Annotated in this window: 12 protein-coding genes; 6 read left to right on the top strand and 6 right to left on the bottom strand. The window is 41.7% G+C overall.

All coding sequences use genetic code 11. The features are described 5' to 3' along the window. The first annotated feature begins 1 nt into the window (after position 1). From leuB to mutH, 5 genes are all read left to right on the top strand, one after another. Positions 2-1093: a 3-isopropylmalate dehydrogenase gene (gene leuB / locus PR833_RS05325; protein WP_004921959.1), complete on the top strand. Its 1092-nt coding sequence runs from the start codon at positions 2-4 to the stop codon at positions 1091-1093. A 1-nt stretch (position 1094) separates the two neighbouring features. Next, on the top strand, positions 1095-2498 hold the full coding sequence (gene leuC, locus PR833_RS05320) for a 3-isopropylmalate dehydratase large subunit (RefSeq protein ID WP_004921962.1): 1404 nt from the start codon (positions 1095-1097) through the stop codon (positions 2496-2498). Between the two features lie 12 nt (positions 2499-2510). Beyond that, positions 2511-3113, top strand: a complete 603-nt coding sequence (gene leuD / locus PR833_RS05315; protein WP_004921966.1) for a 3-isopropylmalate dehydratase small subunit — start codon at positions 2511-2513, stop codon at positions 3111-3113. Between the two features lie 315 nt (positions 3114-3428). Further along, a complete protein-coding gene (gene sgrR / locus PR833_RS05310) occupies positions 3429-5108 on the top strand; it encodes an HTH-type transcriptional regulator SgrR (protein ID WP_141173512.1) in 1680 nt (559 codons plus the stop codon). 550 nt (positions 5109-5658) lie between these two features. After that, positions 5659-6342, top strand: coding sequence for a DNA mismatch repair endonuclease MutH (gene mutH / locus PR833_RS05305; protein WP_004921972.1), 684 nt, complete (start codon positions 5659-5661; stop codon positions 6340-6342). Here the strand turns inward: mutH and PR833_RS05300 are convergent. Both PR833_RS05300 and PR833_RS05295 read right to left on the bottom strand, forming a co-directional pair. After that, on the bottom strand, positions 6329-6661 hold the full coding sequence (locus PR833_RS05300) for a hypothetical protein (RefSeq protein WP_225829648.1): 333 nt from the start codon (positions 6659-6661) through the stop codon (positions 6329-6331). The two genes, mutH and PR833_RS05300, sit on opposite strands and share 14 nt — an antisense overlap. Before the next feature lie 173 nt (positions 6662-6834). Next, positions 6835-7074, bottom strand: a complete 240-nt coding sequence (locus PR833_RS05295) for a hypothetical protein (protein WP_004921978.1) — start codon at positions 7072-7074, stop codon at positions 6835-6837. A gap of 178 nt (positions 7075-7252) precedes the next feature. On the opposite strand from PR833_RS05295, the gene PR833_RS05290 reads away from it, so the two are divergent. Further along, positions 7253-8122, top strand: coding sequence for an alpha/beta fold hydrolase (locus PR833_RS05290; protein ID WP_004921981.1), 870 nt, complete (start codon positions 7253-7255; stop codon positions 8120-8122). A 37-nt stretch (positions 8123-8159) separates the two neighbouring features. Here PR833_RS05290 and PR833_RS05285 read toward each other — a convergent pair whose 3' ends face one another. The 4 genes from PR833_RS05285 to speA all read right to left on the bottom strand — a co-directional run bounded on the left by PR833_RS05285 (position 8160) and on the right by speA (position 13436). Next, a complete protein-coding gene (locus PR833_RS05285) occupies positions 8160-9065 on the bottom strand; it encodes a sphingomyelin phosphodiesterase (protein WP_004921983.1) in 906 nt (301 codons plus the stop codon). A 335-nt stretch (positions 9066-9400) separates the two neighbouring features. After that, entirely contained in the window at positions 9401-10180 is a 780-nt protein-coding gene (locus PR833_RS05280; RefSeq protein WP_272525944.1) for an acetoin reductase, read from the bottom strand. Positions 10181-10506: 326 nt separating this feature from the next. Further along, positions 10507-11427 (bottom strand): agmatinase, encoded by a 921-nt coding sequence (gene speB / locus PR833_RS05275; protein WP_004921989.1) that lies wholly within the window; start codon positions 11425-11427, stop codon positions 10507-10509. A gap of 104 nt (positions 11428-11531) precedes the next feature. Then, positions 11532-13436, bottom strand: a complete 1905-nt coding sequence (gene speA / locus PR833_RS05270) for a biosynthetic arginine decarboxylase (protein ID WP_004921992.1) — start codon at positions 13434-13436, stop codon at positions 11532-11534. Positions 13437-13675: the final 239 nt, after the last annotated feature.

Here is a 13675-nt window from a genome sequence, read left to right as displayed (position 1 = left end):
AATGTCTAAAAGCTATCATATTGCCGTATTGCCTGGAGATGGCATTGGCCCTGAAGTTATGGCCCAAGCCCATAAAGTGTTAGATGCGATCCGCCAGCGCTTTGCATTATCTATCACAACAAAAGAGTATGACGTTGGTGGTATTGCAATTGACCGCCATGGCAAACCGCTGCCAGAAGCAACAGTCGCGGGTTGCGAAAGTGCAGATGCCGTTCTGTTTGGCTCTGTTGGTGGCCCTAAATGGGAAAATTTGCCACCCGATAGTCAACCTGAGCGAGGCGCATTACTGCCATTACGCAAACACTTTAAATTATTTAGTAATCTACGTCCGGCTCGTTTGTACCAGGCATTAGAAGCATTTTGCCCATTGAGAGCTGATATTGCAGCACAAGGCTTTGATATTCTCTGTGTGCGTGAGTTGACTGGCGGTATCTATTTTGGTCAACCAAAAGGTCGTAAAGGCGAAGGTCAAGATGAATATGCTTTTGATACTGAGGTTTACCATCGCTATGAAATAGAGCGGATTGCTCGCATTGCATTTGAATCTGCGCGTAAACGTAACCATAAAGTGACGTCAATTGACAAAGCCAACGTATTACAAAGCTCTGTATTATGGCGTGAAGTCGTGAATCAAATCGCGAAAGAATACCCTGATGTGTCTGTTAGTCATATGTATATTGATAATGCGACGATGCAGATGATCAAAGCACCTTCTCAATTTGATGTCGTGCTGTGTTCAAACCTGTTTGGTGACATCATTTCAGATGAGTGCGCAATGATCACAGGTTCAATGGGAATGCTACCGTCAGCCAGTCTTAATGAAGAAGGCTTTGGCTTATATGAACCTGCTGGTGGCTCTGCCCCAGATATTGCAGGTAAAAATATCGCTAACCCAATCGCCCAAATTTTATCAGCCGCTATGTTATTACGATTCAGTTTGAATCAAAGTGATGCCGCTGATGCCATTGAAAGGGCTGTAAATAAAGCGTTAGAAAATGGTCACCGTACCGCTGACTTAGCGGGAGGGGGCAAATCAGTCAGTACCAGTGAAATGGGTGATATTATCGCCCGTTATATCGCCGAAGGGGTGTAACATGGCCAAAACTTTATATCAGAAATTATATGATGCTCACGTTGTGCGCGAAGTGGATAATGAGATCCCGCTTATCTATATCGATCGCCATCTGGTTCATGAAGTCACCTCACCTCAAGCATTTGATGGACTGAGAACGAAAAACCGTCCGTTGCACCAACCAAGCAAAACATTTGCAACGATGGATCATAACGTTTCCACTCAAACGAAAGATATCAACGCCTGCGGTGATATGGCACGCATTCAAATGCAAGAGTTGATGAAAAACTGCCAAGAATTTGGCGTTACTTTATATGACCTCAACCACCCTTATCAGGGGATTGTGCATGTTATGGGGCCTGAGCAAGGCATTACCTTGCCGGGAATGACCATTGTGTGTGGGGATTCACATACAGCAACACACGGTGCATTCGGTGCATTGGCGTTTGGTATCGGAACCTCTGAAGTTGAGCACGTCATGGCGACACAGACCCTGAAACAGGCTCGAGCCAAAACGATGAAAATTGAAGTTGTTGGTAAAGCACCTGTGGGGATCACCGCAAAAGATATCGTCTTGGCGATTATTGGTAAAACTGGTAGCGCGGGTGGCACAGGTTATATTGTTGAGTTTTGTGGTGAAGCCATTGAAAACCTCAGCATGGAAGGCCGTATGACAGTGTGTAATATGGCCATCGAATTAGGGGCGAAAGCCGGGATCATTGCACCAGATGAAACCACCTTTAATTATATGAAAGGTCGCCAATTTGCCCCTAAAGGCCAAGAGTGGGATGACGCCGTTGCTTACTGGAAAACATTAAAAACCGATGAAGGTGCACAATTCGATAAAATTGTCACCTTGCAAGCCAGCGAAATCGCACCGCAGGTCACTTGGGGAACGAACCCCGGTCAAGTGATTGCCATCAACGAACCGATCCCATCTCCGGACTCTTTTAGTGACCCAGTAGAACGCGCATCGGCAGAAAAAGCATTAGCTTATATGGGGTTAGAATCGGGCATTAAATTGTCTGACGTTAAGATTGATAAAGTGTTTATTGGTTCTTGTACTAACTCACGCATTGAGGATTTGCGTGCAGCCGCCGCTATCGCAAAAGGTAAAAAAGTGGCTTCAGGGGTACAGGCGATTGTTGTTCCAGGCTCTGGACCTGTTAAAGCCCAAGCTGAGCAAGAAGGATTAGATAAGATCTTTATTGACGCAGGTTTTGAATGGCGTTTACCTGGATGCTCCATGTGCCTTGCAATGAACAATGACCGCTTAAACCCCGGCGAACGTTGCGCATCGACCAGTAACCGTAACTTTGAAGGTCGCCAAGGCCGTGCTGGACGCACCCACTTAGTTAGCCCAGCAATGGCGGCAGCGGCAGCAATCAACGGGCATTTCGCGGATGTTCGCGATATCCAAATCTAAAGGAGATCATTCATGGAAAAATTTATCACCCATACTGGCATTGTTGCCCCTTTAGATGCAGCGAATGTCGATACTGATGCCATTATTCCAAAACAGTTTTTACAAAAAGTGACTCGCACAGGGTTCGGGCAACATCTGTTTCATGACTGGCGCTTTCTTGATGATGCAGGCCAACAGCCCAACCCTGATTTTGTGTTAAACAAACCCATTTTTAAGGGGGCGACGATTTTACTTGCGCGTGAAAACTTTGGTTGTGGCTCATCGAGAGAGCATGCTCCATGGGCTTTAACAGACTTTGGCATTCAAGTCGTCATCGCGCCGAGTTTTGCTGATATTTTTTATGGTAACTCTTTCAATAACCAGTTGTTACCGATTAAATTGAGCGAAGCAGAAATCGACGAAATGTTTAACTATGTGAAGAGCAATGAAGGCTGCCAATTCACTGTTGATTTAGAAAAGCAAACGGTCAAGGCGGGTGAAAAGACTTATCGATTTGATATTGATGGCTTCCGTCGCCACTGCATGATGAACGGCCTTGATAGCATTGGCTTAACGCTGCAACATGCTGATCAAATCCGTCAATATGAGCAAAATATCCCTTCATTTATGCGTTAAGAGCAAAAACGCTGCCCCAAACGCCTGCCAATCGCAGGCGTTTTTTATTGTAAAATAGTGAATAAATTTACCATAGAGGGTTAATCTCTTTTAAAATTATCCCTATTATTAGGTATAATCATTAAAAAATTGCCATCAAAATAAAGGTAATAAAAAAGCCGATAATGATGCTATCGGCTGGTAAATTACCATTACTCAATAATTCGGGGAGTCAGTCTGTCAACTAACAGACCAAACGAGCTACATACTGGTATCTATTATCAACGGATATTAGGAAATAAAAATTGATACAATCGCCAGCGGAGTTCCTCTTTTATGACCAGTTCTCGTTTACAAACACAATTTGTTCGTCTGTGGCAACATTTTCAGGGGCAAGACAGTGAAACCACATTGCAGCATATTGCAGATACCCTGTTTTGTTCTCGACGCCATGTACGTACCTTGCTCAATAGTATGCAGTCTCATGGATGGCTTAGTTGGCAAGCCGAAGCGGGTAGAGGAAAGCGTTCTACCCTTCTGTTTCATGTTAATGGATTAGAGCTACAGCAAGCCCAAGCAGAGCGTCTATTAAAAGAAGAGAGCATAGAAAAATTGGTTGCCTTAGTCGGCGATAAAGAAACTATTCGCCAAATGGTGCTCTCCGAATTAGAAAGAAGCTATCGGCAAGGTAAAAATTTATTACGTATTATCTACTATCGAGACTTCCCCAATTTATTACCGGGAACACCTATGCGGCGTTCAGAAATTCATTTAATGAGCCAAATATTTAATGGCTTAACCCATATAAATGAGGAAAAAGGGGAAGTTGAAAATGGTATCGCACATCATTGGCAGGCGATAAGTGATACTGAATGGCGCTTTTATTTAAGGCCTAGCATCTACTTTCATCATGGTAGAGAAATGTTAGTCGATGACATCATCAGTTCGCTTATGCGTTTACGACGTTGTTGGCCTCTGTTTTCACACATCCAATCGGTTACCTCTCCTCTCCCTAATGTCATCGATATTCAATTAAGTGAAGTGGATAAACAACTCCCTTTGCTACTTGGTAGCCCCCATGCAGCAATTATTCCTAAAGAGTGGGAGTCCATTGATAATTTTGACAAAATGCCAATTGGTACCGGCCCTTTTTTCGTTGAGAAAAACCTGCCTCAAAAACTCACGATTACCGCATTTGATCGCTATTTTGGTTATCGAGCACTCCTTGATGAAGTGACCATTTGGGTGGTGCCTGAACTATCTGAGCAGATGGTCTGTACCACGTTGAAAATGGACAGCGATAATAAACCTAATGATTCATTAGAAAGCAGAATGGAAGAAGGATGCTACTTTTTATTAATGGATCAACGCTCTGAGCTTTCCAGACGTAGCGATATACGTAAATGGCTGTGTAGTTTTTTAACACCAATCAATTTATTAGCTCACTGTGAATCCTTCTATCAGCGGCATTGGGCGCCTGCTTACGGATTATTGCTACATTGGCATCATAGCCGAATGCTCACACAGTTACCTAAGCCTGCTGATTTAACGGAACTCACCGTCACTTTCTATCATCAACACCATGAATTTTATTCTATTAGCCAAATCATGAAACGTGTGTTGAAAACTCAAGGCGTTGATCTAAAAATCAACATTGTTGATTATCCTGAGTGGTTTAATGGCACTGTCGAGAGCGATATTTGGCTTGCTACCGCTAACTTCTTTAAACCGCTCGAATTTTCTATTTTTGCCACCTTGTATGAAATGCCACTATTGCGCAAATGTTTAGGCTCTACGCTCTCTGAGGCGTTATCAAAATGGCGTCGGCAGGAGCTGCATGTCGAATCTTGGTGTGAAAGCCTCATTGACACACAAATTTTTCACCCTATTTTTCACCATTGGCTAGAGTTGCAAGGCCAAAAAACCATGCGCGGAGCACGCATGAATACCTTTGGTTGGTTTGATTTTAAATCTGCATGGTTTCAACCTACTGAGGATAATACACAGAAATCATAAAAGTTATAAACACTGAGAGTGAATAATAAGGATGTTATTCACTTTTTCTGTGGATATCCATGTGAACAACCCGCTAGTAATCAGGGTATATCCCTTCCCCTGTTTTTTAACAGAAAACAAGAAAACTAATTAACTTCATTAAAAACAATAGGATGAATCAATCACCCTCTCTTTATACACAGTTTATCTTTTCGACTTTATGCTTTAGGAGTTCAAATGCGCAAAGATCAATCAATGTATGATTTATCCACAAGTAATGTGCTTAACTTACCCAATTTATGTGATTAGGTTCAAAAAACCACGTAAGTCAAGCCTGTAAATACACACAGTAATTAAAGTTTTTCACAGTTATCCAATAATTCTGTGGATAACCTAGTGAATGATCCTGTGATTATTATGGGATGAACATGAATAACCTATTTTTCTTTGAGGATTATTTTTTAATAGACTGAATTATTTCCTTATATATCAGCAAATTAAATATCTCTTATAAAAAGTGATATACTATTGCTACTCTGTGAATTTTTTCTGGTTACTATTTAATCGTATTATGCCATTTATACCACCATCCCCTCCTGAAAATGAGTCCGTTTTAATGGCTAGGGCACAAGCTCTCGCTGGCTATACTCTTGGTGAATTAGCGGCATACGCTGGCTTACCTATGCCGCCCGATCTTAAACGTGACAAAGGCTGGGTGGGTATGCTGTTAGAATATTTTTTAGGAGCTACCGCTGGCAGTAAACCCGAACAAGATTTCGCCAATATTGGTGTCGAACTAAAAACCATCCCTATTGACCGAAATGGAATGCCCCTTGAAACCACATTTGTGGCGGTCGCACCGCTCACAGGCAATAGTGGGTTAACATGGAAAAATAGCCATGTGTACCGAAAACTCTCTCGTGTTTTATGGTTTCCAATTGAAGGCGAACGACAAATACCACTCGCTCAACGTCGTATCGCAAGCCCATTATTATGGAGCCCTTCTCCTTTGGAAGAGCAATTGCTGCGCCAAGACTGGGAAGAGTTGATGGATCTGATTGTGTTAGGCAAAGTGGAAAGTATCACCGCTCGACATGGACAAGTCCTACAAATACGCCCTAAAGCGGCAAATAGCAAAGCACTAACAGAGGGAATTGGCGAATTTGGGCAAACAATCATGACGCTGCCGAGGGGTTTCTATCTGAAAAAAGACTTTACCGCCCCATTGCTTGCTCGACATTTTAAAATCGATTAATGGTTTTTCCTCCGTTAAAGTCGACCATTAACCCTGCAATACTCGCCTGCTCACACTGTTGTATCGTAACCGGTGCACCAACGACAAAAGCCGCTTGGATTAACTCCAACATTTTTTTGTTTAGCTCATGCTCAATGGTATTAAATACGGCGATTTGTTGCGTCGTTTTTTTGCCATCAACTAACGTTATTGTATAAAAAACACGTTGCTGATTAATCAGTTGCTCACCGAATGTCATTGCGGCAATTCTTTTTGGTATCCCTTTATAGGCTTCACATTGATTCGAAAAAATATTGATACCTTTTGGGCTCGCAGTCATCGCCATAACAGCGAATATAATAATGACTGCCCTAATAGTTTTCTTATACATGATGTTAATAATATTATGATTTAGCTTTAAGCTAACCTTAAAGCAAACCTTTTAGTACTTCATGCAAAAAGAGAGGTTGTTTTTATCAAATTAGATAATGAAACCCTTTTACCGAATCAGGGTTATTTGATGGCTTGTTTCGCCGCGGCAATTGCCCCTTCTACGGCTTTCTTCGCTTGTGGACTATTTTTCCAACAACTCGAGCCTGTTAAAGCAGCCCCAGCAATTAAAATGTCTTCATATGATGCTTCACTCAGTTGAGTTAATGTCGAAAATCCCATTTGTTCTAACCGACTTATAACTGTTGGGCCAACACCTTTTACCGCCAGTAGGCACTGCTTATCCGCATCTGAAAACCCCATATCAGCTCCTTATTGAGAGAACAAATAATCTTTTTCGTAATTGGCTTTGCATTATACCTGACGATTATTTTATTATTCGTTTTATGGCTAGCATTATTAAGATTCAATCAAATATACCCTTGCCACTTTCACATTGATTGTGACCATCCCGTGCCCCAAAATAAGTTAGGACTCAGCAATGCAGACAAACACATTCACAAACACGCGCCAAGGTTCACTTCAATTGTCTGATGGCCGCAACTTAAGTTGGTATGAATCAGGCCCAAGAACGGGATTCCCTGTTATTTTTTGTACTGGCGCGGGTATGAGTGGAACGTTAGGCTTTGGCCTTGAGCAACTTGATCCACTTAATATCCGACTCATCGTACCTGAACGTGCTGGGCTAGGCGAATCGTCACAAGATCCACAAAAATCGCTTTCACGTTTTGCGGCAGATATTGACGCGTTATTGCAAGCTCAGCAAATTGAGCAATATTCTGTTATTGGCTTTTCTCAAGGTGCTGTATTTGCCATGGCATTAGCTTTCTATGGCACCCCTAACACTTTATCTATTGTTGCTGGACAAGATCAATTTGACTATCCCGCGACAAGTGCTTTATTAAAAGCCGATATTATCAATATGCAAGAGCAAGCCAGAAATACACCTGATGCGCTATCTGATTGGTTACAGAAAAACGTGAGTGCACCTTGGTTACTGGCTTTTATACTCAATAGCAGCGCGACGGTTGATCAAAATGTTTACAATCAGCCCTCATTTTTGCAAGCCTATACTGACTGTATGAACCGAGCCTTTCTTCAAGGCAATTTAGGCTATGTACAAGACTTATTGATCTCATTACAGCCTTGGCCTTTCCAGCCTGAAGAGATCCATTGCCCTGTTTCACTGTGGTATGGTGAGAAAGATGAAAGCACTGTTCATTCACCAGACTTTGGTAAAACCCTCGCAACGCGTTTCCCTAATTGCCAACATTTCGTGTTAGAAGATGATGGTGGTTCACTACTCTGGACACAAGCGGAGCGCATCTTAACCCATTTAGCTCCACAATAAAGGCGCCTTAAAAATATGTGGCTGAAATATCTAATTATCATAACTCAATTTCAGCCACTACAGGATAATGATCGGAATAATCAAAAAAGACTTTATTATTATAGTTATAACCAATTTTGCTTTTGATCACCCGTGTTTGCTGTTTAATTGAACGCATATTTTTGGCAAAAATATAATCCAAATGCCAACTTTGCCTAGTATCGGGATAAGCTTCTCTAATCACGTTATTGGTTGAAAAATCCCATGACGGTCGTGGATTAAAATGGTGAGGCTCCCCCCAACCAATAATATCTAATGCTTGCTCGTACTCTTCCGAACCATAATTAATATTTAAATCTCCCCCTAAGATTGTTATTTGACGATCTTCAGTGATTGAAGTTTCAGCCCAATTAATTAACTGAGTAAGTTGGGCTTTGCGATGGGATGAAGGTGAGGTCATTAGGCAGAAGTTGTCATCCGATTGCAGATGAGTTCCTATGACTTGAAGCATTTTACCTTCTATTTCAATAACGGCTCTCACCCCACCTTTAGCACTGAAACGGTCAGCACCGCATCCTGCATCATCAAACAGTTGATATTCACGATAAACTATAGGATAACGGGAAACTATCGCGATCCCTGAATTGACCTGCTGAACCATATCCCATTCACCTTTTTTAGCATTCCAACAATGGTTTGAATCACAATAAGAGAGAACAGATTCATTATATTGTGCGGCAACCGGTGTGTGGTAAAAAAAGCCTAAACTCCTCATACCCGAAAAAAGCTTTTGTGCTGAATGAGTATTAAATACCTCTTGTAAAATAACGATATCAACATCATAGAATATATTATCTTTTATCATCGCATTAATGCGAGCATCTTGAGTGGATGCGCCAATACTAAAAAAAGGAATATGCAATAAATAGGTATTAAATGTCATCACTTTAATTTTATGTGGCATAGTTTTTCCTTATTCGTTTTCCATTAATAAATGTATAAATTTCTTTATCCTATCAATACTGTTTTATTGAAAACATTGAATTCACAATGACGACAAGGAGTATGCTAAACGAGACTAACATGCCTGAACATATTATTAATTAATGCATTACCTAAAGATTTTTGATGGATGATAACAATAAATAAAATAGTTTTATCTACTGTTAATAAAGGTAGGAGAAATATAGTTTCTAATATAATAGCGAATTAATATTTAAATTGTGCCTTGGGCCTATTTTAACTAGCCAAGGCACAATGTTAATTTACAGAAAATGCTCTGCTTAATAAGTGGTTTGATTAACGGTAAACAATACCACCGTCAGTCAAGATCGACTGCCCTGTAATATAGTCTGAATCATCACTTGCTAAAAATGCGACTAAACCAGCAACATCATCTGGAGTTTGAGCACGTCCTAATGCAATGCCTTCAACATATTTTTTATAGGTTTCACCTTTTGGTGCACCTGTAATTTCAGCAAAACGCTCATCAATTTCAACCCACATGTCCGTACCTACAATACCAGGGCAATATGCGTTAACGGTAATGCCAGAACTTGCATACTCTTTAGCTGCGGCTTGGGTCAATGCACGTACAGCGAATTTTGTAGCGGAATAAACACCTAGCATTGCAAAGCCATCATGCCCTGCAATGGAAGAAGCGTTAATAATTTTCCCTTTTTGTTTACGCTGCTGGAATTTTTCACTCGCCGCTTGAATTCCCCACATCACACCATCGACGTTAATCTTGAAAATCAGATCCATATCTTCTTGGCGTACATCAGCAATAGGCTTAACTTGTGCAATCCCTGCGTTATTGATCATTACATCAAAACCACCGAGTTCAGCTTCTGCATGTGCAACTGCGGCAAAAACTTCCTCACGCTTACTGACATCAGCAGCAAATGTTGTCGCTTTACGGCCTAATGCTTCAATTTCTTTAGCCACATCCGCTAATTTTTCTTTTTTCAGGTCGACAAGTGCAATATTGGCACCTTCTTTCGCTAAACGTAATGCGATACCACGACCAATACCTTGTACTGCGCCAGTAACTAAAATGACTTTATTATTCAGTGCCATAAGCTTTCTCCCAATAAGGATAGTTAAATGAATGACTCTAACTGATTAATACGTTAGCAAGATTAACAATAAGTTACAAAATCATGATATTAGACTACAACTATGTTCTATAGAGATAAATATGACTGTAATTGAGTGATAATCACTCGCATTTATGAAAGAAATAACTTTTAAAAGGGAAATAGGTAACAAATCGAAGTGGAACTACTCACAAAGAGGTATAGCAAAAAGTGCTATTTCCTCATATTTGTTTAAATAACAATCTATTTTATTGAGAATAAATTAGGCTGCCTAGAAGGCAGCCTAAAAATCAGACAAACTATAGGTTATTTTTTAGATGCTTGTAAGTACAACATATCTAAAGCAATGGTTGCTGCGGCCAATGCAGTGATATCAGATTGATCATAAGCTGGTGCGACTTCAACTAAATCCATACCAACGATATTTAACGGTTGTAAACCACGCAACAGTTTTAATGCACGATCTGAGGTTAATCCACCAATGACAGGTGTTCCGGTTCCCGGCGCAAAAGCAGGATCTAAACAATCAATATCGAAAGTGAGATAAACAGGCATATCACCCACAATAGATTTAATTTGTTCGATCATCTCATCAACACCGCGATCATTAACTTGTGCGGCATCAATGACTGTAAACCCGTTATCACTTTCATGCTCTGTACGAATACCAATTTGTACAGAACGAGTCGGATCAATTAGCCCTTCTTTTGGTGCATGGTAGAACATAGTGCCATGGTCATACTGGCTACCATTACCATAAGTGTCTGTGTGTGCATCAAAATGGACTAACGCCATTTTACCAAAATGCTTTGCATGGGCGCGCAACAGAGGCAAAGTCACAAAATGGTCACCGCCAAATGTTAAGCAGCGCTTGCCCGCCTCCAGCAATTTTTCTGTATGTGCTTGTAGCTTATCGCACATGTCTTGTGCATCACCAAAAGCAAACACCACATCGCCACAATCCACAACATTTAAGCGCTCTGTTAGTTTAAAATTCCATGGCCAACGATGGCTTTCCCACGCTAAGTTGGTAGATACCTGACGAATAGCAGCAGGTCCATGACGGCTGCCCGCACGACCAGAAGTTGCCATATCAAACGGCACCCCCGTTATCACCCACTCAGCATCTGAGTTATAAGGTTGAAAGTTTAATGGGAAACGTAAAAAGCCAAATGCGTTAGAAACCAGTGAATTATCGACCTGATTACCTAATGTGCTATTAATCATCACTCTTCCTCTATCAGTATTTGTAATCTGCAAATACTTTTATTATTTAGACTCATAGGTGGCTCTACATCACCTGTGATTAGCTACCGTTTATTTATCGCCAATTATTCGTCTTCTAAATAAGTATAGCCATAAAGCCCATTCTCAAACTCATCAACGAAATCTTTTTGCAACTGCTCGCTCAACCCAGTGCCTTTAACTTGCTCTGTAAAGCTTTCAAGCAATACTTCTGGTACTAGCTTCACATATTGCAGCATATCAGCGACCGAATCGCCTTCTTCACTTTGCAGATAACGCACGTTGCCTTGGCTATCAACCCAAACATCGATTGCTGCTGTATCGCCAAATAGATTATGCATGTTACCTAGAATTTCCTGATAGGCCCCTATCATAAAGAAGCCGATCATGGGTGGGTTTTCAGGGTCGTATGCAGGCATTGGCATAGTTGTTTCAACACCGTCACCATCGACATAATGGTCAATAATACCATCCGAATCACAAGTGATATCCAATAATACCGCGCGACGGTCAAGAGGCTTATCAAGGCCTTCTATCGGTAAAACGGGGAACACCTGATCAATCCCCCAAGCATCTGGCAACGATTGGAATAACGAGAAATTCACATAGAACTTATCGGCCATCCGCTCTTGCAGCTCATCAATAATTGGACGATGAGCACGGTTACTGGGATCTAAGTCTTGTTGAATACGACGACAAATATTCAAATAAAGCTCCTCGGCCCACGCTCGCTGAGTCAGGTCGAGTACACCATGAGCATACTGCGTATGCGCTTCTTGTAAATCAAACTGACTATCATGGAGCCATTCACGTAACGAACGGCTATTACCTTGGTGCTGCATTGATTCCCAGGTTTCCCACAATGAAATCAATGAACGCGGTGCATCCTCATCGGGAGGAGATGTTTTGGTAAATTCATTTCGCTCCACCCCGATCACATTAGAAACTAAGACCGTATGGTGTGCGGTCAATGCACGCCCTGATTCGGTGATCACCGTCGGATGTGGTAAATCAAACTCCTCACACGCATCACCAATCGCCCAAATCACATTATTCGCATATTCATTTAAACCATAGTTTACTGAACAATCTGATTGGGAGCGCGTTCCTTCGTAATCCACACCTAAGCCGCCACCCACATCAAAACATTGAATTTTTACGCCTAAACGGTGCAACTCAACATAAAAACGTGCAGATTCACGGACACCTGTCGCGATATCACGAATATTCGCCATTTGTGAACCAAGATGGAAATGCAGCAACTGTAAACTTTCTAGGCGACCTGCCTGACGTAAAATTTCAACAAGTTGTAAAACCTGTGTTGCCGCTAAACCAAATTTTGATTTCTCGCCACCACTTGCCTGCCATTTGCCTGACCCCTGCGACGCCAAACGAGCACGAACGCCTAAACGAGGTGTCACATTCAAGCTTTCCGCTTCTTTAAGAACAACCTCAATTTCAGACATTTTTTCGATAACAAGGTAAACCTTGTGACCTAATTTTTCCCCGATAAGCGCTAATCGAATATATTCACGATCTTTATAACCATTACAAACAATAACGGTACGAGTACGGCCGGCATTTGCTAGCACAGCCATCAATTCAGCCTTCGACCCTGCCTCTAGTCCAAGCGGTTCACCTGAATTGACTAATGATTCGATGACTCGACGCTGCTGGTTGACCTTAATCGGATAGACCAGAAAATAGTCGCCTGTATAGCCGTACGATTCACGAGCACGCCTAAATGCCGCATTAATTGAGCGCAAACGGTGCTGTAAGATTTGTGGGAAACAGAATAATGCGGGTAAACGCAAGTGCTCCTGCTCCTCTTTAACTTGATTAACAAGTTCGGCTAGATCAATAGACGTGTCTGGGTTATCAGGATTTGGGCAAACACAGACATTTCCGCGCTCATTCACCTGATAGTAACCACCGCCCCAATACGCGATGTTGTACGTCTGGCGCATTTTGCGAGCGATATTATCATTCATAACAAACTCCTTTATGGAGGGGTGAGTGACGCTTTCTCCGGCCAGACAGCGACCCGTCCTAAGACGTGGCTCTGCAAGGCAGTTATGTCGGGGAAACAGCTATTACTCGGATTAATTAAAGTGCTTAGAACATCTAAACGGTGACAAATACAACCATTTGGCTGACAGTTACTGACTGATAGCCAAGGGTGTACTAGGAAGATGATAGTAACTTCGAGAAGAAGTAAATAAAGACAGGA

Origin of the sequence: Providencia sp. PROV189 (genome assembly GCF_028480065.1) — a bacterium.
Taxonomy (GTDB): domain Bacteria; phylum Pseudomonadota; class Gammaproteobacteria; order Enterobacterales; family Enterobacteriaceae; genus Providencia; species Providencia stuartii.
Note: the sequence above shows the minus strand (reverse complement) of the source record. Positions and strands in the feature narration are given on the sequence as shown.